Here is a 23,877-nt window from a genome sequence, read left to right as displayed (position 1 = left end):
CCGGCAGCCTGCTCACCGGCGTCCGCCGCCCCGGCCGCGGTCGTCGTACCGGTGGCCGTTGCCGCCGTGTCTCCGGCGGCCACCCATCTTGCGGCGTCTGGGGCGCGGAGGACTGTCCTGCGGCTCACCCGACCGTTCGCCCGATCGGGCACCTGTGGGTTCGCCGGGTCGACTGCCGGTGGATCCGCCCGGCTGGCCGCCCTTCGGTTTCCCCGGCCGGACGCCGGTCGGGTCGTACGGCAGCGGCAACGAGCTAGGGTCGGACAGTTCACCGAGCGACAGCCGCCGCCCGTACACCTTCCCGGCCTGTTTGCCGATTCTGTCGTTGGCCACCCACCAGTCGTAGGTGGTGTTGCGTGGTGCGGCCGGCACGCCCGCCGGTGAGTGGTCCGCCATGCGTGGGTAGTGGACCGGGGCGCCGACGAACCCGTACGCGGCGTTGAGGAACTCCTCCCGCACGTCGGTCAGATGCTCACGCAGCACGTCGTCGTAGCTGGCGACGAGTTGGCGGGCCGCGTTCAGGGCCGCGTCAGCGGGCGGCGGTGACAGCGACAGTGTGCGGTAGCGGTCCAGCAGCCGATCGCCGGTGAACAGCCGGGTGTCGTCCCAGTCGACTTCGACCCGTACCGCGCCGAAGCCTAACGGCTTGCCCAGCCCCAGCTTGAGGCAGGCGCCGTCGGGCAGCGACAGCAGCCACAGCAACGCCCCCAGCTCGGTGCCGGTCAGATTGTCGACCTGAAGGGTGAGCGTGAACGTGGTCCCCGGCTTTACCCAGTGCGACACCGACGTGGTGATCTGGGTGTTGTCTCTGGCATTGCGGTCGACAGGTGGGCGAGCGTACTCCCGGAAGCGGGTCCGCCCGCCGACCGCCATCGGTCTTGGCTTCGGCGGTGGGGGACCGTTCGGTGTCGCCGGCCGGGGCAGCTGAGCCGGCGGCGTCCAGTAGTCCGCCGCGCCCGGCTCGCCGTCAAGTACCTCGGCGTGGGTGAGATAGGTCTTCCGGCCCCGCAACCGGCGAGCACCGGCGGCGGCCGGGTAGCCCTGCCCAGCGCGCCGATCCGGAGCCTCCAGCGGAGCCCCGTCACGGTCGCCGAGATAGAATAGGAACTGCGACGGTTTCGGCCCGTTGAGCACGACCAGCTCCAGTGGGCGGATGAGCCGATGAACCTTGTCCTTGCCGGGCACCCCGTCGCCGTCGGGCGGTAGCACCCTCAGGTGCCCCCGATGCGCCACCCGTGAGTCGTCCTCGCCTTGGCGTACCCACCCGAACACCCGGTCGGCAGGCGAGAGTTGTGTGCGGTCGGTGGCGGGTTGGTGTCGGTGCGGCAGGCTGGTCACCGGTGCTCCCGGGAACGGCACCCGCCCGATCATCGCCGGATACAGCCCGACCGGCGCACCCCGTCTCGGCTCGACGTAGAGCGTGTCACCGACGTGCAGTGTCCGCCATCGCTTCGCGTCCCACACGTAGCTGCCGTAGCGGCCCGTCAGGCTGCTTTCCGTCTCGTGGGCGCGCTCGTAGGAATCGATCACCGCTCGCCAGCCGTCGACCAGGGCCTTGCCGACGGTCGGGGCCGACAGTCCCGGCTTTGCCGGACCCTCTTTGACCTGCGTGACAACGAACCGTTCGAACCTTTTGCGCCCTTCGCCGGCCGGAAATGTGCTGCCGGTGACATGTAGCCGCCCCCGGACCCGCACCAACGGATGGTTGGTGACGATCAGTCCCGTGTTGTTGTTCTTCTTCTTTCCCTCCTCCTGAGCCTTTCGTGCCCGCTCTATTGCCCGGGCCCGTTCGTCCTGGCGGTCGGCGACACGGCGCTGCTCCGCCACCGACTCGTCGCACAGCTCGCCGGGCCGGGCATAGACCGCGACCCGCCACAGCGGAAACGGGCCGAGGAGAGCGAAGTAGATCCACGCCTCCATCTCGGGGCTGCGCGTCGACTCCTGCGAGCCGGCGACCGCATGACCGACCTTGCCGCTACAGCCTCCGACACACTCACAGGGCAGGTCCATGGGCACCCACACCGCCGTCTGCACGGGCTTCTCCAGCGGATCACCCTGCCAGTCCTTCGGATCCAGCGCATCAACCACCTGCAGTGTGGCGCTGCCGTCCCCGTTGACCTCTGTCACCACTGCGGGTCGCAACCGCTGGGCATGGTCGGTGGTGGCTCGGATCGCCAACTGCTGGTCGTGGCCGGTGAACACGCCGAACCGCGAGTTGGTGACCGCCTCGTACGCCGACCGCAGCGCACCCTTGACCGCCGAGCCGGCCAGCACCGGTCGGCCGGCGTGGTCGACCCGTACCGGCAGCGGCGCGTTGGCCGCGGTGCCGTCGGCCGCGCGCCGACCGTGGTCCGGGATCAACATCGGGGTACGGGTGGTGACCCGGACCCGGATCGTGCCGGTCCACCGGTCCGGGTCGTAACGGTCGTGGCTGGCCGGCGGCCCGTCGGCCAGCTCCGGCGGCAGTGCGGCGCGGTCCGGGATGGACACGAAGCCGTACGGGTTGAGGAAGTGCCCCTCGGCGTCCTTCAACTCGGTCGGGCCGGCCGCGTCGATAGAGCCGTCAGGCAGGTGCTGGTCACTCATCGGGCTTTGCCTCCTCGGTCACCTCGCTGTTGGGGTGTGGTCGGGCGACCAGCCCGACCAGCCGTTCGTCGACCACGGCGACGTTGCCGTGCCGGTCCTCCTCGACGTACTCGACGGCCCGCAGCCACACCAGGTCGCCGTCGGCGGGAGCCGGGCCGCCGACCGGGACGTGCAGTGCGCCGATCCGGGCGTCGTGCAGCGTCACCCAGCCCGGTCCGGGAGCCGGGCCGACCACCGTGCCCCACAGCAGCCGACGATGCTCTGGCAACCCGTGGCCACGGACCACAGCGGTGGTCCCGGACCCGGCGGAGCAGTGCCGCCAGCGCAGCTCCTTTTCGGCGGTGAACGCCCGCAACTCGAACACCCCGGTCAGGTCCAGCGCCGTCCCGTCGGCACCTCTGGGCACCCCGTCGGCACCGAACCGGAACCAGCGGACGTCAACCGGCCGGTAACAGAACCCGACCCCCGACGTCCTACTGTCCACGAACATGCGCAGTGCCTGCCCGGTCGTGCCGCGCCCCAGATCCGAGATGACCCGCCCCACGGTGTTCATGCCGCCCCTCCTGTCGTCGCCGTGAGCCAGGCCGTGGTCAGCGACGCGGTCAACTCCTCGTCGGCGAGCACATCGGCCAGTGACCGGTTGCCGAGCGCGTGGAACCAGCCGGTCCGGTGACCGGCCCGGAACGTCACCGCCTCCGGATCGACCCGTACGCCGCCCGCGCCCCGGGTGGTGCCGTGGCCGAAGCCGAGCCAGCCGTCGCACAGATCCCGCAGCACCAGCAGCAGCAACGCCAACGCGGCCCGCCGGTCGTCGTCGGCTCCGGGGCCGGCCGTCGTCGGATCCTGGTCGAGTTGGTCCACCGCCAGGTCGAGGATGATCGGCTGCCACGCGTCCGGGCCGGTGGTGTGCGCCTCCACCGTCGCGAACAGCAACGCATCTGCCGCCCCGCCGGTCCACCGGTCGACCGCGACATGGTGGGCGATGGTGAACCGGATGCCGTCGACCGCTTCGTTGAGGTCGTCGACGGCCAGTTGCAGCCGACTCAGCGCCGCCCGCTGGTCCGACACCTTCGGTGGTGCCGGATCGTCACCACCGGTGCCCCCCTCGACCCCATCTTCGCCCCTGTCCTGCCCACTGTGGTCAGCCGTCTCACTGAGCCGCTGCTGCAGCAGGCGGACCGCGTCCCACTGGGCGGCAGGTAGGGCGGTGGCGCTGACGCAGGTGGCGACCTGCAGCGCGCCGCGCCGGCCGGCGGGCAGATCCCGGTCGCCACTGTCCCGGGCTGCGGCGGTGCCGAACAGCGCCGCCACCGGCCCCAGCCCGTCGGCCCGCATCTGAGCCAGGAACTTCTCCCGCACCTCGGCGCCGGTCACCGTGCGGGTGATCCGCTCGGCGTGGCTGCGCAGCACCCCTTTGATCGAGCTACCGGGCAGCTCCAGCCGGTGGCCGCCGGCACCGTCGCGGCCGGTCAGCGGGAACGCGCTGACCACGTCACCGTCTGAGCTGACCTGCACTGCCAGCGGACCGTGCGGGCGCCACGGCACGACGACCCGCAGTACGCCGGCCGGCACCTCGTCCGGGTCGGCGTCCGGCAGGTCAGCCGGCTTCCCGCCGGAGCGCAACGCGGCGATCATGCCGGCCCGGGTGGCCAGCATCGACTCCTGCAGTTCGGCGTCCGCCAGCCGGACCAGGCCGAGCCCACGGGTGACCGCCGCTCCGACGCTGATCCCCGGTCCGCGTAGCCGGGCCGCGATGGCGTGGACGAGCTGCTCCGCTTCGTCGGCGTCGATGCTTTCCGGCGCGTCAACCACCATCCGGAAGGCGAACCGGGTGCCGGCGGGCAGCACCTCCCGGCTGAACAGATGCCCCTTGGCGGCCACTCCGTGCACCCGGTCGATCGACACGTGGTCGCGTAGCTCGACCTGCGGCTCGTCGATGGCGGGGGCGTCGTCGACCCGTACCCAGGATGCTTCGCCGCCGGCACCGTCGCGGTCCGGTGGCAGCCCCCACAGTTGATAGTCGGGTACGCCTTCCGCCTGCAACGCCGACCGGATCACCCCGGCCAGCGTGGTGCCGGGCAGCAGTGGACGGTCTGCGCCGTCGCGGGCCTGGACCAGCTGTGCCGGTCCGACGTCGAGCCCGCCGATGTGCAGCGGAGCCTGGGCGACGAGTGTGCCGGTCAGCTCCCACCGGCTGGTCACCCGGCGGCTCACGACCGTACCCCGGTCTGCGTCGCGGCGGCGGTTTCGTCGCTCGCCGGCTGGTTACGGCGTTGCCCGACCTCGGCCCGCACCACCTCGGCCAGCAGCCACCCGGCCGCCGCCGGGTGCAGTTCCCCGGCGATGTCGGCCGGCGGTTCGGTCAGGTGCCGCCACAACACATCGTCTCCGCTGGCCAGCATCCGCAGCAGGCCGAGCCGCTCGGCGCCCCACACCTCCTTGCGTGTCCGGTTGCGCTCGGTCGCGGCGATCCAGCTCAGCATCTGCTGCGGACCGCCGGCTACGGTGAGCCGGTCGGCCAGGGTTCGTAACGTGCCGAGCTGCGCTGCTGTCGCATCGGGCGGCACGAACTTGCGCCGCAGCTCGGCGCTGGCCGCCCGGACCGCCGCGGTGCGGTGCAGTTCGCGTCGCCAGCCGCGCCGTCGCAACTCGACCGCCAGGCCGGGCTGCTGTTCGGCGGGCCGCTCGCCCTCCTGCTGCTCGGTACCCGGTTTCTGCGCGTTTCCGCAGTCGTGCGGGAGGGCCGGGTCGGACAGTCGGACTGTGTCGGCTGCGAGTAGTGGCGGCTGCAGCGCAATTCGGCCGTACCCTTCGGCGGTCCGTTCTCCGAGACCGGTCGCTTCGACCCGCAGCACCCGCTTCCTGTCGAGCTTCCCGGTCATCTCGAACCGGATGACGCTGCCGGCGGCCAGCCCGGTCAGCGAAGGGCGCGGCATCGACCATCGGCGCTGCCACGATTCGACCCGCCGGGTGGTGACCAGCTCCCTCGGCGGCCCGTCCGGGCCTGGATCCGGCAGGGTCAACGTGACCCCGAGCCGCTTGCCGAGCACGGCCCCGACCACCGTCGGGTCGGTGACCGGCTCACCGGCCGGCCCGGACAGCAGCAGATCCGACAGCAGCCAGAGGACGAGCTGACCGTTATTCGCGTCGCCGCCATCGTCGTTGACGTCGCCGTCGATGTTGTCGCCGGTCCGGTCCGGCGACGAGTGGGCTTTCAACGGCCTCCCCGGAGCGATCACTTCGACCGTGACGTGTCCGTAGTCGTCCTTGCGGGACCGGCCGATCGCGTGCTTGCCGTTGAGCCATTTGGTGTCCAGCTTCGTGCCGGCCGGAAGCCACAGCTCGCAACGCAGCACCGTGCCGGCGGCGATCGCCTCGTAGACGAACAAGCCGCCGGAGTCCTCGGTCGGCCGCTGCGAGGTGTCGTCGACGACGGCGTGCGCCTGCGCCACCAGGTCAGCCTCCGCGTGACGGATGCCACCGCGGCCGTCGGGTACGTAGTAGCCGGTCATCGGTTGTAGCCGCCGGCCGTCGTCGGTCCGGGGCCGCAGGAGGTTGATCAGCTGCACTGGCTGATCGCCGTGCTGTTCGTCCGGCCCGGTGCCTTCTGTGTCCGGGTCGGTGTCCTTGGGCCGGTGCAGGGCACGCGGCACCGGCAGCGACCGCTTGTCGTTGACCTCCACGGTGGCGTTGGTGACCACCACCTGACCGCCGGTGATCAGCTCGGTGGCCGATCGGTCGTTGGCCGACTGATCCAGCGCCTGCGCCACCATCGGCAGCAGCGACGTACCCGGCACGAACCGCTCCGTCAGCACCATGTTGCCGATCACGCCCCGGGCGACCAGCAGCGGAGTGAGCGTGGTGATCCGCAGATCGTGCAGGTGCACAGGCGGTTCGGTGGCCCAGGCCCCCAGCGGCGTGGCCTTGTCGTCGGTGCCCGTCGACACCACGTCGGCCGGGGGCCGGACCTCATCGACCCGGTCCAGCAGCGCGGTCAGCTGGGAATCGGCGCCTCGGCCGACCTCCGGTCCAACTTCTTCTCCGTCGGCGCCGTGGTTCGGGGGCGCGTCATCGACGATGGTGACCCGGCACCGGCCTGCCCCCCGGCGGCGCTTGCCGCCGATCGCGTCGACCAGCCGGGCTGCGGCCCGCAACAGCAGCTCCGCCTCCCACGGCACCTCGCTGCCCACCCCAGGAAAGATCAACTGCCATTCGGCGGTGACGGTCAGCCCGACCGCTGCCCGCTCCTCGATTCGGAACGTATCGTCGGCGGCGGTGCGCCGGTCGATGTCGATCGCCACCCCGGGGCGGAGCAGCGCCGTCGCCTCCCGGGCCAGGTCCCGGTCACGTGTGTCGAAAGCGGCGATCGCGCGCCGGACCTCCTCGGGCAGGCGCAGCGGCCGAGCCTGCAGGGCCGCCGGAACCGGCGTGGCGCGTTGCTGCGGCCGGAACCGCCCGCCGGGGTCGAGCCGCTGCCGGGACGAGGCGCCCGGCTGACTGCCGAAAATCGCTTCGACCCAGTCCTGCCAGACACCGCTGATGGCTCCGTCGTCCAGCCCGACGGCGACTGTCTCCGCCGCGTCGCGCAGTACCGCCGCGAGCGCCTTGCCCCGCAGCATCGGCAGACCGTCGGCGTCGCGCTGCACCTCACGGTCCACCGCACCGTGCCGGGACGTGCCGGTGCCGCACGCCCAGTCGCTGAGAAACTCCACCTCGACGGTGAACGGCTGGCCGTTGCGCAGCCCGCTGCGGGCGTCGCGGGTCGATTCCAGGTCGCCCATCAGGTCGCCGCCTCCTGTCGTGGCCGCCGGCTGTCGTAGCCGATGCCCCGGCTGGCGTGCGGTGCGGTGCCGGTCGCCATGTCGATCAGGTCGATCGCGCCGAGGATCCGGCTGAACCAGACGGACCGGACCTTGCCGTCCAGGGCACGGCTGGTGACCTGGCGGCCATCCGGGCCAGCGGGTTCCGGCATCAACAGGTGCGCAGCCAGAAACGCCCCCGCCGCCGCCGGATCCGGCGCCCAGACGGCGACCTGGTGGCGGGCCCGGCCCGCCTCGGTACGGCCGGCGAGCAGCGCCTGCCGCAACCGGTGCAGTGCACTTCGGGGCAACACCGGCGGATCGTCCTCGTTCGACTGCTTGCCCAGCCCCTTCACCGCCGCGCGCAGCAGCGTGACGTCGCGGGCCGCCGCCCGGCTGCCTTTCTTCGGCTCGCCGATCACCACTGGGCCGGGCCACAGCCGCAGCTCGGTCTCACAGTCGGTCACGGTCAGCGGTGCCCGGATCTGTTTCAGATGCTGCCCGACCGAGTCATGCAGCACGTGGAAGTCCAGCGCGCCGCAACTGGGATCGATTCGTTTGATCTGCTTGGCGGACGTGCACAACTCCTCGGCCAGCTCGTATGCCTGGCTGAACGGGTAGTGCGGCTTGACGTACGCGATCCCGGCGCAGGCGGTCAGCCTCGGCTGCCCGACGTCGGTCGCCTTTCGGCGGCCGATATCGGCCAGCACCTGCGAGATGGTCGCGTTGCCGGCGGCCTGCTCGGCGAACCGTTCCACGAAGGTCGCGGTGACCTCGAACGCATGTCGAGCGTCCATCACCACGGTCACGTCGTCACCGCCGACGACCAGTGGCAGCAGCCAGCCGGTCCGGTCGGCGACCTGCTCGACGGCGTACCGCAGGGCGGTGACCGTCACCTCGTCGAGCGCCCGGCTGAAGGCCCGCAGCTGGTCCAGGAACTCCTTACCGCTGTACGCATCGGCGATGCTGCGGAACACGCCGCCGATGCCGTTGCCGTCGGCGTGCATCACCGCCACCCAGCCGGCGTTGCTCACCCCGTCCGCCAGTTGACTGGCGCTGACCACAGCTTTCTCGCCGAGTCGGCTCGCCATCCGCTGTCGGCCCGGGCTACGCCGCGACCAGGCCGCGTGCACGCTCGCCGCCCTCGGGTACGGTGTGCCACCTTCTTCACCCATCACGGTCGACGGCTGTCCCGAGTAGTGACACGGCCGGGTGAACGGCAACGTCGGGTGTCGCAGCAGCGGCGACGGGCGGCGGCTGCGCCACGCCGCCTGCCGCCGGTAGGCCCGGCCCAGCCCATCCGCCAGATCGGCGTCGCCGACGATTGGCTTCGGGTCAACGGTGCCCCAGATTTCCAGGCCCGGTGCCTCGTCGAGGGCACGGCGGGTCACCGCCCGGATGACCCCCCTGCCGGCGTCCTCGTCGTCGGCGAGCAGCAGCGCTTTGCCGGAGGCGGCCACCACGATCTCGACGACGGGCTCCGTACGCTCTTCGTTGACCTTGTCAACGGCGGTCTTCACCCACTCGGTGCCGCTCCGGAAGATCAATTCGCTGGCCCCGACGTTCACCGCCTGTTTGTTGCTGGCGAACACGTACGCCTGATTGGCGCCGGTCTCTATCACCACCCAGTGCCGGCTCTTGCCGCTCGCTGGAGACTGGCTGCTCATCCGTTCCCCTCTGTCGTTCCGGTGCCTGTACTTAAGACACGGACGGACAGGCGGACCGTGGATGCTGGTCCACCGCTGCTTCGAGGGCAGCCGGCAAACATATCCGACCCGACTGGCCAGCCGCACAGAACCGGTAGACAGATTTCAGACAACCGCCCGGGTACGGCCAATGGTTCGCCGCCGACGCCGGACAGCCAGCGGTTGATCCACTTCGGCTGATCGACGCGACATGCCGTACCACTGTCTGCTGACGCGAAGTGGATCAAGCCGTAATCTGTCGGACCGGTCCCGTGGTGCGGTGCGCCCGGCAGGGATGCGGGCGGGCGCTACCGTCGGCCGGGTGTCCCGGATACGAGCGATCGGATGGCGGACTGTCGCCCAGCGGGTGAGTGCCGTTGCCGCTGTGCTCGGCTGGTTGCTCCTCTGCGTCTACAGCGGCTCGCTGTACCACAATGGCCAGTACTGGGGGGAATCTATCTCGGTGCCGCTCTCGTCGGCGGCAGTCTCGGACTGGGACTGCTCATCGTCCGGGCCATCCGCCCTCGGGCTTCGGTGCCGTCACGGGTCGCGCTCGTCGCTGTCGTGCTGCTCGGCTGGGCGGTCTTCGTCGGGCTCGGCCCGGTCTATCTGCACCTCACGGGTGAGCGGACACCGGTCGTCGTGACCGACACCTGGCGCGGCAGTGAAACCGAGCGGTACCGGTTGTCGCGGTTGGACACCGGAGCGGACGTCGGCTGGCAGTACCGGCACGACATCGGGGTACGCCGCGACGGTGACCAGTTGACCATGTGGGTGGACCCGAACGGCTGGTACGGCCCACTACCGGCCGACCGCAGCGCAGGCCGCTGGGCGGTGACGGTGGCGATGTCCGGCCTCCTGATGGCCGTCGCGACGGCTCTCAGCGGCTACCTGCTCGACCGTTGGTCGGTGTCGCGTCGGCTCGTCTGCCGGAGCGGATACCCGGTTGCCGGCGGCTGAGACGATCATGCGGTGCCGCACCCCACCGCCGAATTGCTCGCCGCCGGAGACCCGCTGACCCACCGGGCCCGGATGTCCGCCCTGGCCGGGCACGCCCGCAGACTGGCCGCCGCCGGGGACCTGACCGCCGTACTGACCGACCTGGCGGCCGGCGACTCCCACCAGCGGTTCCTCGGGCTCACCATGGCGGTGATCGTCGGCGACCAGGCGACGGTGCGCGCCGGCTTCGTCGACCCGGACCGCCGGCTTCGGGCGGTCGCGGTCACCGCGTACCTGCGCTCCGGCTGGGCGGACCCCGACGAGGCGGCGGCGCTGCTGCACGACGCCCCGGCCGACCTGCGGCGCACCGCGTACCGGACGCTGCGCGCGGCCCGCCGCGCTGACCTGGCCGACGCGCTGATCGACCCGGTCCGCGCCCGGTTCGGTGACACCGAGGCCGCGGTCCTGCTGCCCGCCTGCGGCCCGGAGACCGTCGCCCGGCTGCTGCCGCCGCTGTCGTACGCCGTCGCCGGCGGCACCGCGCTGGCTCGCCGGCATCCCACCGTGCTGCTCGATTTCGCCGACACGCAGCTCGCCGGCCGGTCCGGCGTCGCCCGCGAGGACTGGTGGTCCGAGTGGGGCCGCGCGGTGCTGCACACCGCGCAGCGGCATCCGACGCGGGTGTTCGACCTGCTGGAGCGGTACGCCCCGACGACCCGCCTGCCCGGCGAGCTGACCGCGTACGGCGTGCTGGCCGGTGCCGATCCGGCGCGGACCCTGCGGCTGCTCACCGCCCCGGCGCGGGCCGGCTGGCTGCGCCGCCAGCAGTTGCCGTCCGGGTTGCTGGACCGGCTGCGCGACGCCGACCTGGCCGACCTGACGCCGCTCGGGGTACGGCTGCGCGGCACCGACCACACTTTCGCCCGGCTGCTCGCCGCCCTGGCCCCGGCCCGCCGGGGCGAGCTGTACGACGCGGTGACGGCCGATGTGGACACCACCGAGCTGCTGCTGTCGGAGCAGCTGCTGGCCGTGCTGCCCCGCCGCTGGCGGCACCGGGAGGCCCGTCGGATGCTCGGCCTCGACCGGGTCCGGGGCAGCGAGGACCTGACGCTGACGTACACCGCGTTCCTGCCCTGGGCCGAGGCCGAGTCGGCGCTGGTCGCGGCGGCCCGGCGCGCCGACGCCACCGCCCGGGGCACCGGCTACACGCTGCTGCTGGCCGCCGCCGGGCGCAGCGGTGACCCGGCGGCCGTCGTCGCCGCCGTCGAGCAGCTGCGCCGGCTGCGCAACGACCAGGACCCGGTACGGGCCCGCGCGTTCACCGCGCTGTCGCAGGTCGTCGGCCTGCTCACCCCGGCGACGGTGCCGGCGCTGACCGACGTCGTCACCCAGGCGGTGGCCGCCCGGGACACCTCGTCGGCCAGTCTGACCGCGATCGGCGGGCTGGCCGGGCAGGTGCTGCGCCGGCACGCGGCCGACCCGGCGCTGGCCGGCTGGGCGATGCAGACCTTCGACACGCTGTACGACGGCCGGCAGCTGCCGTTCCTCGGCCGGCTCGACCAGGTGCTGCGCCGAGGCCAGGAGCACGACCTGTTCACCCGGATCGCGCCGTGGATCGAGGGCGCGGCGGCCCGGGACCGGTACGAGCCGCTGTTCGCCGTCGCCTGGTCGCTGGGCCGGCGGGCCTGGCTGCTGCCGCACCTGCAGCGGCTGCTGCGCCGGGCGATCCACCCCGGCGTGGTGTCGTCGGTGTTCCGCCGGGCGGTGGCGTTGTGGCTGGCCGACCCGGCGACCCGGGCCGACCGGGTCGGCGAGGTGCTCGCCGTCGACCCGTCCACGGTGGAGATCCACGAGGTGTGGCAGACGATCTGCGCCCGCCGCACCGACCTGCTCGACGAGGTGTTCACCACCCCAGCGGACCGGCGGGCCGGCAAGTTCTTCTCTGCCGGTGCCCACTGGGTGCCCGGCCCGGCGCACCGGGTCGACCGGTGGTTGCCCCGCCACCAGCAGGCGTACGTCGACCTGATGGCCTCGATCGCCGCCGATCAGAGCATGGCCAGACACCATCGGGTACGGGCGATCAGCTGCGCCGCTCCGGTGCCCGGCGCCGGCTGGGCGGTCGTCGCCCGGTATCTCGACGCGGCGGACGTCACCCTCGCCGAGGCGGCGCTGGCCGCGCTGGCCTGGACCGACCGCCCGGACGAGGCGCTGCCGGTGCTGCTGCGGCACGTCGACGACGACCGGGCCCGGGTCGCCGTCTACGCGGCCGGCCGTACCGCCCGGCTCGTCGCACCGTCGCCGCTGGTCGCCACGCTGACCGGCGTGGCCCTCGGCACCGGCAAGGTGACCAGCCGCAAGCAGTCGCTGCGGCTGCTCGCCCGGTACGGCCCACCGGAGGCGTTCGACGTGGTCACCGCAGCGTACCAGCGGGAGGACCAGCACCCCGACGTGCGGGCCGCCGCGGTCGCCGCCGCCCGGCAGCGGCCCGACGTCCCGGCCAGCTGGGCGATCCTGGCCGGGGCGGCCGGCGTCGGCCGGCCGGATTCGGTGGCCGACGCCGCTAACTCACCGACACCGTCGCGGGCCGAGGTGACGGCGCTGCTGGACGCGCCGCCGTCGACCATCGCCGAGCCGGACCGCCCCCGGTACGCCGCCCTGGTCGTGGCCGCCACCGGCAACCCGGACCCGGAAGCGGCCCGGCTGGCCTGGATGGCGTTGCCGGCCTGGGCCCGCTGGGCACCCGAGCTGACCGGGTTGACCGTCGCCGCCCTGACCGACCTGGACGACCCGTACCGGTGGGCGTCGGCGATGCGGGTGGTGACCCGGCTGCTCGACGAACCGGCGGCGGCAGCGGCAGCCGATGGATCGCCGCCGGCGGCTGACGGGTCGCCGCCGCCGGCCGTCGACCGGTCGCCGCTGGTGGTCGCGGTGGACGCGCTGGCCCGGCTGGACCGGTCCGACGACCGGCCGGGTGACCCGGCGCGGGACCGGCCGGCCCGGCGCCGCCTCGACCGGGCCGTCGACGCGGCGGTGCGCTGGTGCCGCGACGCCGACCCGGACACCGACCGGGCGGCGGTGCGGGCTGCCGCGCGTACCCTCGCCGGGTTTGCCGATCTGACCCCGCAGGCGGCCCGGCTGCTCGCCCACCTGGTGCCGCTGGCCGCACCCACCGCGCTCCCGATCGTGGCCGAGCTGACCGCGCTCGCCGACCTGGTCGCCGACCGGCCGGTGCTGGCCGGCCGGCTCGCCGAGACGCTGACCGAGCAGGTCCGCCGCGCCGACGGCAGTTGGGATCCGGCGGTGCTGACGGCCGCCGTCGGGACGCTGGCCGACCGAGGCGACCTGGCGACCGGGTTGTTCGCGATGGCGCTGGTCCGGGCCGGTGACCGGTACGGCTGGTCGCCGCCGTGGCGGTCGTCGCTGCACCGGCTGCGCCGCCATCCGGTGCCCGATGTCCGGTCGGCGGCCCTCGACATCGCGATGTCGTCCGGCTGAGCCCGACCGGGCGTTGACCTTGCACGACCACCTCACCATGATCAGCAAACCGGCAGGTCGGTGCCGGTGTGGTCGGAGAGGCGGTAGGTGCGCGTGCAGCGAACGGGACGATCGCGGCCGTACGGAGGTAGCGGGTCGGGCCGGCCGCCCGTGTCGGGCCGATGGGTCCGGGCGGTGGCCGGGCTCGTCGCGGCCGTCGTCACGGTGACCGCCGTCGCCGGCTGCGGCGACGACGAACGGATGGCCGCCTTCGAGGAGGCGATCATGCCGATCGTCGTCGAGATCGCCAAGGAGTCGGTGGCGGCGCTGCCGGCGCCGTACCGGATCGTCGCCGAGGTCGGCATCTACGCCACCGAGGAGGCGGCCCGTGAGCAGGCGACCGACCGGGACGCCACCTACCTGTTGATCAACCAGACGATCGACGGTACGCAGCGGGTGAGTGTCTTCCGAATCGACACCACCCGTAAGTTGCGGATCGACATGGACGGGCGGTTCGTCACCGAGATCGAACAGAACCGGATCACGATCACCGCCGACCCCACCGTCGACTCCACGCTCGTGATCACCGACGCGTTGGACAGCGAACCGGTGTACGCCGGTGACCGGCTCGTCTTCACCGGCGACGACCTGCACTACGACCTGGACACCGGGCGGTTCGGCGACCCGGAGCAGGATCCGGAGTTCGCCGCCGCGATGGACCTGGTGGAGCCCCGGTTCGCCGGCACCTGGAGCTCGCTGACCGGCGGCCAGGCCGCGCTGCGTAACGGCGCACAGGCCGCAGACTGGGACGAAGGCACGCCTACCCTCGGCGGCTGCTCGTCACTGCCCGACTCGGCCTGGAACGACGAGGAGGTCGTCCAGGGCATGTTCAGTGGCAACCGGTGGCGGCGGCTGTTTCCGGTCTACTGCATCCGGACCAGCGACGGGCGGTACGGCACGCTCACCCAGCGCACGTCGGTCGACGGCGAGGAAGGCCCGCTGCAACTGGAGTACGTGCTGTGGAAGAAGCCGGGCGACTGACCAGGGTCGGGCGGCATCCCATTTGTGTGGTTGAGGTCCGTCTGGGCGCTTCAACGCGGCGCAGCGGGCGGGTGGCTGAGGCACCGGGCGCGGGGGAACATCGGCCGGCGGGGCGGCGTTGGATCCTGGCGTTGGACCGAGTAGGCGAGCGCCCGTGGTGCGGGGTCGCCCGGTCCGCCCGGTGCGGAATGCCGGGCAGCCCCGGGTGGTTGTATCTGGTGCGCCGGTGAGACCGCCCCCCGCCTGGACCGGCGGGTGTGCGCGGGTCGGAGCGCGTCGTTTGAGTTCGACTTTCTTGTGCGTGTTCTTGTTCTGTCCCGTTCGTGACCGGTCATCGACCCGGTGTGGTCTGGTGTCCGGTTCATTCCCCTCGGAACGGAGATTCTGTTATGAACACGATTTTCCGTAAGTCTGCTCTGTCGGTTGCTGGTGTGTTGACCGCTGGTGGTGTGGTGGCTGCTCCTGCGGTGGCGGCGCAGGCGGCTGGTCCGGGTGCCGCTGACGGCGGTGCGCGTGAGGTGGCGGTGCAGTACGAGGCGCAGCCGAATTTCTACTACTGCGGGCCGGCGGCGACGCGGATCGCGTTGACGGCGCAGGGTCATGCTCCGTCGCAGGATGAGGTGGCGGGCAAGCTGGGGACGACCGAGGCCGGTACGGATTCGGCGGAGGAGACGACCCGGGTGCTGAACGAGGTGACCGGTGGCGACGAGTACGAGACGGTGTCGATCGGTGCGGCTGCGGCGAAGCCGGAGCATGTGGAGAAGCTGAAGGCTGATGTGCGTGAGGCCGTGGACGACGACCGGGCCGTGGTGGCGAACATCATGGGTACGGCGTCGGACGTCGACGGGGTGGCGCATTCGTATGAGGGTGGGCATTACCTGACGGTGACGGGTTACCGCGATGGTGGTGACACGGTGAAGATCGCCGACCCGTACTACGAGGGCCAGGAGTACTGGATGGATCTTGAGGTGCTGGCGGACTGGACCGCCAAGCGCGGCTACTCCGCCTGAGCCGTCCCTGAGCCACGTCCCTGAGCTCTGCCCAGGTCGAACCGATGAGGTTGCTTGACCGGTCCGCTGGCCGGGTCCCGTACGCCGGGACCCGGCCAGCGGCGTTTGGTGTGCCTGACGTTGCATTTTCGTCGGTGGCAGGGTGTACTGTGAAGCAGAGGTTAGAACGGGTGTTCGATAACAGGTAGCTCTGCTGGTTGGGTCCGCCGGTCAGCAACGGCACCACCGGAGTCGACACCCGTCCTGGCCGCCGGGAGGAGCGATTCGCGGCGCGAGTCCCGGCAGTGCGGCGCCGCGAGCCGCACGCCCCGGCACTGGACTTTCGCGGGTCCAGCGCCACCAGGCAGGACCGCTGCCCGCCGCCCCCGACCCCCGGGCGGCGGGCAGCGGACCCCGCCAGCATCGTCGGTGCGGATGCGGTGTGGGGAAGCATCCGCATCCGCACCGACGACGTCCCGCCGACGTCTTCCTCCGTGGGCGGGCACCCGAACAGGTGAAACGCGCGGAGGAGGATCCATGCCGACCACTTCGGCACCGGCTCATTCGGCACCGGCCCAGGCCACGACTGCAGTCCCGGCCCAGGCACCCACGGTGCCGGCGCACCTGCTGCCCAACCGCACCCCGGCCCAGTTGCTCGTCCTCGCCCGGCACGGGCTGACCGAAGCGGGCAACACCCGCCCCGACGGGCTGCGGTACGCGGCGGCCCACCTGTCCGCTCTGCGCGCCGCCGCCGCGATGCTCGCCGCCCGCGCCCGGCCCGCCCCGACCCGCCGCAACCGGGTCACCAGCGTCTGGGCCCTGCTGATGATGGTCGCTCCCGAGATGGCCGAGTGGGCCACCTTCTTCGCCGCCGGTGCCAGCAAACGGGCCGCCGCCGAAGCCGGCATCCCCCGGGTGGTCACCGCCCGGGAAGCCGACGACCTGCTGCGCTCCGCCGGGCAGTTCGTCTCCCTGGTCGAGGACACCCTCGGGCTGGCCCACCAACCAGCTCTCGACCCGGCTCTCGACGGCCTGGCCGCTGCCTGACCAACCAACCCCCACACCGGCGTGACCTCTGTCGCCGCCGGCACTCGTGGTGCCGGCGGCGACCACGCGCGCACCAACACCGAGACCAACACCAGTGAGCGAAACCCGGGGGAGAGAAGCAGGATGGCGGGGCGAATGGTGGCCGGCACGGCGGCACTGTCCGCGGTCGCCGCCGCCAACCTGGTCCGCCCGGCCAGCGCGCTCGCCGGCGGTGCCGGCTCAGCGGTGACGGCCGGTACGCCGGACCGGACCGGCCTGCCCGGTTCGGCCGGCATCGACCAGGTGCTTCCCGTCCCGACCATGCTCACCGGCCTGCTACCCGGGCGAGGGCTGCGCCGCGGCTCCACTGTCAACGTGCTGCCCCACCGGTCGGCCCGGCTCGGTGCCACCTCGCTGCTGCTGGCCCTGCTCGCCGAGGCGTCCCGGGCCGGCCTGTGGTGCGCCGTCGTCGGAGTGCCGGCGCTGGGCGTGACCGCCGCCGCCGAGCTGGGCATCGCCTTGGACCGGCTGGCCCTGGTGCCCAACCCCGGACCGGACTGGCCGGCGGTGGTCGCCGCGCTGATCGACGGGGTGGACGTGGTGGTCGTCGCCGCCCCCGCCGCCGTGACAGCGCAGGTGACCGGCCGGCTCGCCGCCCGGGCCCGGCAGCGGGGCTGCGTGCTGGTGCCCTGCGGCCGGTGGGACGCCCCCGACGTCACCCTGCAGGTGGTGAACGGCCGCTGGGAAGGGCTCGGGCCGGGCCGGGGCCGGCTCCGCCGTCGGGAAATGGTCGTCTCCGCCCGGGGCCGGGGAGCGCTGACCCGGCCCCGGGAGATCCGGATCTGGTTGCCCGGTGGCCCGCCCCCGGCAGCCGCCGCGCCGACCGGCGGCATCACCCGCCGGGCCCGCCGCGCCGAGCTGACCCTGGTGCGGCGGGGATGAGCCGCCCTGAGCCGACTCTGGTGCGGCCGACTTTGGTGCGGCGCGGATGAACATGGCCACCCCGGCCGGCTCGCCCACCCGGGCGCTGGTCGTCTGGTGCCCCGACTGGCCGGTGACCGCCGCCGAGATCATCGACGGCGTGCCGGCCACCGGGCCGGTGGCCGTCCTGCACGCCAACCGGGTGGTCGCCTGCACCGCGGCTGCCCGCGCCGACGGCGTACATCCCGGGTTGCGCCGACGGGAGGCACAGAGCCGCTGCCCCGGGCTCACCGTGCTCGACCACGACCCGGCCCGCGACGCCCGCGCGTTCGAGCCGGTCGTCGCCGCGATCGAACAGGTCGTCGCCGGGGTCGAGGTGCACCGCCCCGGGGCGTGCGCCGTCGCCGCCCGGGGCCCGGCCCGCTACTTCGGCGGCGAGGAGGCCGCCGCCGAGCAGATCGTCGAACACGTCGCGCAGGTCTGCGAGGTCGAAAGCCAGGTGGGTGTCGCCGACGGGTTCTTCGCAGCCGGGCTGGCCGCCCGTACCGGCCGGATCGTCCCGCCCGGCGACAGCCGCACGTTCCTGGCCGGGCTGCCGCTGCGGGTGCTCGGCCGGCCCGACCTGGCCGGCCTGCTGCGCCGGCTCGGTCTGCGTACCCTCGGGGATTTCGCCGCGCTGCCGGCCCGCGACGTCCTCGCCCGGTTCGGCCCCGACGCGGCGCTGGCCCACCGGCTGGCCGGCGGGCGCGACGAACAGCCGTTCACCCCCCGACAACCGCCCCCCGAACTGTCCGTCACCGCCGACTACGACGAACCGCTCGACCGGGTCGACGCGGCCGCGTTCGCCGCCCGCGCCCTGGCCGAGCAACTGCACGACCAGCTCAGCGGGAACGGACTGGCCTGCACCCGGGTCGGCATCGAAGCGGTCACCGCACACGGCCAGGAACTGCACCGCGTCTGGCGGCACGACGGCATGCTCACCGCCGCGGCGATCACCGACCGGCTGCGCTGGCAGCTCGACGGCTGGCTCACCGGCGCCGCCGCCCGCCGGCCGGGTGCCGTCACCGCTGCGGCACCGCCGGCGCCCACCGCCGGGATCGTCCGGCTGCGGCTCGTCCCGGACGGGGTGCTCGCCCGGGTCGCCCTGCAGCCCGGCCTGTGGGGGGAGATCGGCGCGGAGGACGCCCGGGCCCGCCGGGCGTTGACCCGGGTTCAGGGGCTGCTCGGGCCGGACGCGGTGGTCACCGCCGTGCTCGGTGGCGGCCGGTCCCCGGTCGACCAGGTCCGACTGGTGCCGTGGGGCGACGAACGGGCGCCGGCCCGGCCCGAAGCGCCGCCGTGGCCCGGCCGGCTGCCACCACCGGCACCGGCGGTCGTGCTGCCCGCCCCGCTGCCGGCCGAGGTGTACGACGCGGCAGGCGAACCGGTCACCGTCAGCGCCCGGCTGGTGGTCAGCGCCCCACCGGCCCGGCTCGCCGTCGGTACGGGCACCCCGGTCGACGTCACCGGCTGGGCCGGCCCGTGGCCGCTCGACGAACGCTGGTGGGCACCGGCCGAGGCGCGCCGCCGGGCCCGGTTCCAGGTCGCGCTCGCCGACGGCAGCGCCCTGCTGATCGCCCGCACCGACGGGCGCTGGGTGGTGGAGGCCGTCTATGACTGACGACCCGATCGTGGTCGACCCACTCGCGGCCGACGGCGACGGCGGCGACGCGCCGGGCTGGACCCGCAAGCGGGCACCGTACACACCGCCGCCGGCACTGGCCGCACCGTCGACCGCGTCGCTGGCCACCGCCGGGGGCGGGTTGGTCACCGCCGGGGGCGGGCCGGTCACGCCGTACGCCGAACTGCACTGCCACAGCAACTTCAGTTTCCTCGACGGGGCCAGCCACCCGGAGGAGCTGGTCGAGGAGGCGGTCCGGCTGGGGCTGACCGCGCTGGCCGTCACCGACCACGACGGCTGCTACGGGGTGGTGCGCTTCGCCGAGGCGGCCGCCGCGTACGGGCTGCCGACCGTGTTCGGTGCCGAACTGACCCTCAGCGCCGTGGACGCCGCAGACCGGCGGGCGGCACCGCGCACCGGGGAGCCGGATCCGGCCGGGCGGCACCTGCTGGCGCTGGCCCGTGGCCCGGCCGGGTACGCCCGGCTGGCCCGCGTCATCTCCCGGGCGCAGCTGCGCGGCGGTGAGAAGGGCCGACCCGACTACGGCAGCCTGGAGCAGGTCGCCGCCGAACTGCGCGACCACGTACTGGTGCTCACCGGCTGCCGCAAGGGGGCGGTGCCGGCGGCGCTGCGTACCGGCGGAGCAGCCGCCGCCGACGCGGAGCTGGACCGGCTGGTGGCGCTGTTCGGCGCGGACAGCGTCGCGGTCGAGCTGACCGACCACGGGCATCCGGACGACGGTGACCGCAACGACGCCCTCGCCGAGCTGGCCCGCACCCGGCGGCTGCCGACGGTGGCCAGCGGCAACGTGCACTACGCCGCGCCGGCCCGGCACCGGATGGCCGCCGTGCTGGCCGCGATCCGGGCCCGGCGCGGCCTGGACGACATCGACGGCTGGCTGCCCGCTGCCGGCGCCGCCCACCTGCGCTCCGGTGCCGAGATGGCGGCCCGGTTCGCCGACTACCCGGGTGCGGTGGCCCGGGCCGCCGCGTACGGCGCCGAACTGGCGTTCGACCTGCAGCTGGTCGCCCCCCGGCTGCCGGACCACCCGGTGCCGGCCGGACACACCGAGATGAGCTGGCTGCGGGAGCTGACCTGGCGGGGCGCGCTGGAGCGGTACGGCCCCCGCGAGGCCCACCCGGATGCGTACCGGCAGCTCGACCACGAACTCGACATGATCGAACAGCTGGACTTCCCCGGCTACTTCCTGGTCGTGCACGACATCGTGGCGTTCTGCCGCGAAGCCGACATCTACTGCCAGGGGCGGGGGTCGGCGGCCAACTCGGCGGTCTGCTACGCGCTGCGGATCACCAACGTCGACGCGGTCCGCCACCAGCTGCTGTTCGAGCGGTTCCTCGCCCCGGAACGCGACGGCCCGCCGGACATCGACGTCGACATCGAATCCGGCCGCCGCGAGGAGGTCATCCAGTACGTCTACCGCCGCTACGGCCGGGAACACACCGCCCAGGTGGCCAACGTGATCTCGTACCGGCCCCGGTCGGCGGTGCGCGACGTGGCCCGCGCGTTCGGGTTCTCGCCCGGCCAGCAGGACGCCTGGAGCAAGCAGATCGACCACTATGGCGCGGTCGCGGCGGCCGGCGAGGACATCCCGGCGCAGGTGGTGGCGTACGCCGACGAACTGCAGACCTTCCCCCGGCACCTGGGTGTGCACTCCGGCGGGATGGTGATCTGCGACCGGCCGGTGATCGAGGTGTGTCCGGTGGAGTGGGCCCGGATGCCGGGGCGCACCGTGCTGCAGTGGGACAAGGACGACTGCGCCAGCGTCGGCCTGGTCAAGTTCGACCTGCTCGGGCTGGGCATGCTGACCGCGCTGCACGACGCGCACGACCTGATCGGCTCCGAACTGGACCTCGGCGCCATGTCGTTGGACGACCCCGAGGTGTACGCGATGCTGTGCCGGGCAGACTCGGTCGGGGTGTTCCAGGTGGAGAGCCGAGCCCAGATGGCCACCCTGCCCCGGCTGAAACCGACCTGCTTCTACGACCTGGTCGTCGAGGTGGCGTTGATCCGGCCCGGCCCGATCCAGGGTGGCTCGGTGCACCCGTACATCCGGCGGCGCAACGGCCAGGACCCGGTGACCTACCCGCATCCGCTGATGCGCAACGCGCTGGAGAAGACCCTCGGGGTGCCGCTGTTCCAGGAGCAGCTGATGCAGCTGGCGATCGACCTGGCCGGCTTCGACGCGGCCGGTGCCGACCAGCTGCGCCGGGCGATGGGGTCGAAACGGTCGGCGTCTCGGATGGCCGCGATCCGCGACCGGCTGTACGCCGGGATGGCCGGCCGGGGCATCACCGGTGAACTGGCCGACGACATCTACCTGAAGCTGTCCGCGTTCGCCAGCTTCGGCTTCCCGGAGAGCCACGCGATGAGCTTCGCCTACCTGGTGTACGCCAGCGCCTGGCTCAAGCGTTACCACCCGGCGCCGTTCCTGGCCGCGTTGCTCAACGCCCAGCCGATGGGGTTCTACTCGCCGCAGACCCTGGTCGACGACGCCCGCCGGCACGGGGTGCGGGTGCACCGGCCGGACGTCAACGCCAGCGGCGCGGCGGCCACCCTGGTCGTCGACGCCCGTACCCGGTGGGGTGGCGCGCCGGGGGAACCGCCGCACCGGTGGGGGGTCGGCGGCCCGCAGGTGCGCCTCGGCCTGTCGGCGGTCCGGGGCATCGGTGACGACCTGGCCGAGCGGATCGAGGCCGAACGGGTCGCGCACGGGCCGTACCGGGACATGCCGGACCTGGCCCGCCGGGTCGGGCTGACCGCCGCCCAGCTGGAGGCGCTGGCCACCGCCGACGCGTTCGCCTGTTTCGGGCTGACCCGTCGGCAGGCGCTGTGGGCGGCCGGGGCCGCCGCGCAGGAACGCGCCGACCGGCTGCCGGGTGTCGCCGTCGGGGTCGCCGCGCCGACCCTGCCCGGCCTGGACGAGGTCGACGCGCTGATGGCCGACGTGTGGGCCACCGGGCTGTCACCGGACACCCACCCGGTGCGGTTCGTCCGGGACCGGCTGGTCGCCGCCGGGGCGGTGCCGATCGCCGCCCTGGGTCGGGTCGACGCCGGCACCCGGGTCCGGGTCGGCGGTATCGTCACCCACCGGCAGCGCCCGGCGACCGCCGGTGGGGTGACCTTCGTGAATCTGGAGGACGAGACCGGGATGCTCAACGTGACCTGCTCACCCGGGCTGTGGCAGCGCTACCGGACGGTGGCCCGGTCCAGCGCCGCCCTGCTGGTGCGGGGCCGGCTGGAGAAGGCCGAAGGGGTGATCAACCTGGTCGCCGACCGGCTGGACGCGGTCACCACCCCGGTCAGCCCGGCTTCCCGAGACTTCCGCTGAACACACAGCCGATGCCGCAGATCAGCTCGGCGACGGGCCGGGTGCCGGGGTGGTGTCGGGGCTCGGAGTCAGCGCGGGCAGTTCGAACGGGTTCCGCTCGGGACAGAGCGGGTAGGTGTACTCCACATTCGGGTCGCGCAAGGTGACTCGGCCGCCCATACGCGAGAGGCTCTGCCCGACCCGCAGCTGTTCCAGGTCTGACAACTCACACCAGTTCGGGGAGCCGAGAACGATCGGCTCGCCGTTCTCGTCGAACAGCCGGGCACCTTCCACCAACTGTCCCTGACTGTCGTAGACATACACGTCCAGCGGAGCCGGCAACGGGGGAGCGAGGTAGGCCGCACCACCGTTCGACTCCAGAACGACGAGCGGACCTTCTGACCTTGATCCGAGGCCGAACAGGAAGTACGAGGCGAACCCACCGAGCGCCAGGGCGGTGGCGACAGTCACCACCAGCCGTGGCCGTCGGGTCGGTCGTAGTCCCCGGCGGCCGAGCCAAACCGAGCCGGTCACGGCCACGGTGAGAAGTAGCAGCCCGGCCGGGACGCTGCCACCGGGGGTGGGCAGCGGCGAGGAGATCCCTCCGAAGAGCAGGTGGGTGAGGAGCATCGCGGCGAGGTAGCCGCGCAGCACCCACCAGCCGGGACGCAGCGACCGCAGGAACTCGCTGGCGGTGGCGTAGCCGAGGACCGGCCCGACCCGGCGGTCGATCTGGCCCAGCCGGTCGCGGGTGGCCCGCCAGGCGACACCGGCCCGCCGGCCGAGACCGACTGGCTCCGCCGGGGCGTCCAGTGCGGCGCTGGTACGCAGTTCGGCGGCGTACTCCGTCGGGTCGCCGAGCCGGTCGACCAGCGTGCCGTCGCCTTCGGCGAGCACCTCGGCGAGGTGCTCGGGCAGATCCTCCAGCAGTTCGGCGCGGACCGGGCCGGGCAGGTCGGCCAGCGCGGACCGGACCTGCTCGACGTAGTGCGTGATCTCAGCCTGCGTCGCGGCACTCACGCCGCCACCCCCCGATCGTCAAGTAGGTTGTCCATCGTCGTGGCGAAGCTGCGCCAGGTCTTGCCGGAGCGGGTCAGCTGGTCACGCCCGGCGCCGTTGAGCGAGTAGTACTTGCGGTGCGGGCCCTCCTCGGACGGGACCACGTAGGTGGTGAGCAGACCGGCCTGGAACAGTCGGCGCAGCGTGCCGTACACCGAGGCGTCGCCGACCTCGGTCAGCCCGGCGGTGCGTAGCCGCCGCAGGATGTCGTAGCCGTACCCGTCCTCGTGCCGCAGCACCGCGAGGACGGCCAGGTCGAGCACCCCTTTGAGAAGCTGGGTGGTATCCACGCTTCACAGACTACTTCGCAGTGCGATGTACCGTCAATCGTGTAATACCGCTCTACGACGAGCGCCGCCCGGATCCGGCC

At 73.0% G+C, this 23,877-nt stretch carries 15 protein-coding genes; 8 read left to right on the top strand and 7 right to left on the bottom strand.

Features of this window, described 5'->3' with window-relative positions; all coding sequences use genetic code 11:
• Positions 1 to 12 precede the first annotated feature (12 nt).
• Genes O7621_RS24810 through O7621_RS24790 form a run of 5 tightly spaced genes read right to left on the bottom strand, consistent with a single transcriptional unit; the run spans position 13 to position 9,052 of the window.
• Entirely contained in the window at positions 13 to 2,586 is a 2,574-nt protein-coding gene (locus tag O7621_RS24810; RefSeq protein WP_282231469.1) for a TIGR03986 family CRISPR-associated RAMP protein, read from the bottom strand.
• On the bottom strand, positions 2,579 to 3,139 hold the full coding sequence (gene csx19 / locus O7621_RS24805) for a CRISPR-associated protein Csx19 (RefSeq protein WP_282231468.1): 561 nt from the start codon (positions 3,137 to 3,139) through the stop codon (positions 2,579 to 2,581). The genes O7621_RS24810 and csx19 overlap by 8 nt, the downstream gene beginning before the upstream one ends.
• A complete protein-coding gene (locus O7621_RS24800; RefSeq protein WP_282231467.1) occupies positions 3,136 to 4,800 on the bottom strand; it encodes an RAMP superfamily CRISPR-associated protein in 1,665 nt (554 codons plus the stop codon). The genes csx19 and O7621_RS24800 overlap by 4 nt, the downstream gene beginning before the upstream one ends.
• A complete protein-coding gene (locus O7621_RS24795; protein ID WP_282231466.1) occupies positions 4,797 to 7,367 on the bottom strand; it encodes an RAMP superfamily CRISPR-associated protein in 2,571 nt (856 codons plus the stop codon). The genes O7621_RS24800 and O7621_RS24795 overlap by 4 nt, the downstream gene beginning before the upstream one ends.
• Positions 7,367 to 9,052, bottom strand: a complete 1,686-nt coding sequence (locus O7621_RS24790; RefSeq protein WP_282231465.1) for a hypothetical protein — start codon at positions 9,050 to 9,052, stop codon at positions 7,367 to 7,369. Before O7621_RS24790 ends, O7621_RS24795 begins: the two co-directional genes overlap by 1 nt.
• Positions 9,053 to 9,604: 552 nt before the next feature.
• On the opposite strand from O7621_RS24790, the gene O7621_RS24785 reads away from it, so the two are divergent.
• The 8 genes from O7621_RS24785 to O7621_RS24750 all read left to right on the top strand — a co-directional run bounded on the left by O7621_RS24785 (position 9,605) and on the right by O7621_RS24750 (position 22,469).
• Positions 9,605 to 10,030, top strand: a complete 426-nt coding sequence (locus tag O7621_RS24785) for a hypothetical protein (protein ID WP_282231464.1) — start codon at positions 9,605 to 9,607, stop codon at positions 10,028 to 10,030.
• A 12-nt stretch (positions 10,031 to 10,042) separates the two neighbouring features.
• Entirely contained in the window at positions 10,043 to 13,504 is a 3,462-nt protein-coding gene (locus O7621_RS24780; protein WP_282231463.1) for a hypothetical protein, read from the top strand.
• A 174-nt stretch (positions 13,505 to 13,678) separates the two neighbouring features.
• Positions 13,679 to 14,524: a hypothetical protein gene (locus O7621_RS24775; protein WP_282231462.1), complete on the top strand. Its 846-nt coding sequence runs from the start codon at positions 13,679 to 13,681 to the stop codon at positions 14,522 to 14,524.
• 389 nt (positions 14,525 to 14,913) lie between these two features.
• A complete protein-coding gene (locus O7621_RS24770; protein WP_282231461.1) occupies positions 14,914 to 15,534 on the top strand; it encodes a C39 family peptidase in 621 nt (206 codons plus the stop codon).
• A 516-nt stretch (positions 15,535 to 16,050) separates the two neighbouring features.
• Positions 16,051 to 16,560, top strand: coding sequence for an SAV_6107 family HEPN domain-containing protein (locus O7621_RS24765; protein WP_282231460.1), 510 nt, complete (start codon positions 16,051 to 16,053; stop codon positions 16,558 to 16,560).
• Positions 16,561 to 16,683: 123 nt separating this feature from the next.
• Complete coding sequence (locus O7621_RS24760; RefSeq protein WP_348775262.1) at positions 16,684 to 17,481, top strand: hypothetical protein; 798 nt, start codon at positions 16,684 to 16,686, stop codon at positions 17,479 to 17,481.
• 52 nt (positions 17,482 to 17,533) lie between these two features.
• Entirely contained in the window at positions 17,534 to 19,120 is a 1,587-nt protein-coding gene (locus O7621_RS24755) for a DNA polymerase Y family protein (RefSeq protein WP_282234722.1), read from the top strand.
• The gene (locus O7621_RS24750) at positions 19,113 to 22,469 is read left to right on the top strand and encodes an error-prone DNA polymerase (protein ID WP_282231459.1); all 3,357 of its coding nucleotides are present in this window, start codon (positions 19,113 to 19,115) and stop codon (positions 22,467 to 22,469) included. Before O7621_RS24755 ends, O7621_RS24750 begins: the two co-directional genes overlap by 8 nt.
• Before the next feature lie 21 nt (positions 22,470 to 22,490).
• On the opposite strand, the gene O7621_RS24745 is transcribed toward O7621_RS24750, so the two are convergent.
• Complete coding sequence (locus O7621_RS24745) at positions 22,491 to 23,468, bottom strand: hypothetical protein (RefSeq protein ID WP_282231458.1); 978 nt, start codon at positions 23,466 to 23,468, stop codon at positions 22,491 to 22,493.
• Positions 23,465 to 23,797 (bottom strand): PadR family transcriptional regulator, encoded by a 333-nt coding sequence (locus O7621_RS24740; RefSeq protein WP_282231457.1) that lies wholly within the window; start codon positions 23,795 to 23,797, stop codon positions 23,465 to 23,467. The genes O7621_RS24745 and O7621_RS24740 overlap by 4 nt, the downstream gene beginning before the upstream one ends.
• Positions 23,798 to 23,877 lie beyond the last annotated feature (80 nt).

The sequence above is a fragment of the Solwaraspora sp. WMMD937 genome (assembly GCF_029581175.1).
Lineage (GTDB): Bacteria > Actinomycetota > Actinomycetes > Mycobacteriales > Micromonosporaceae > Micromonospora_E.
Note: the sequence above shows the minus strand (reverse complement) of the source record. Positions and strands in the feature narration are given on the sequence as shown.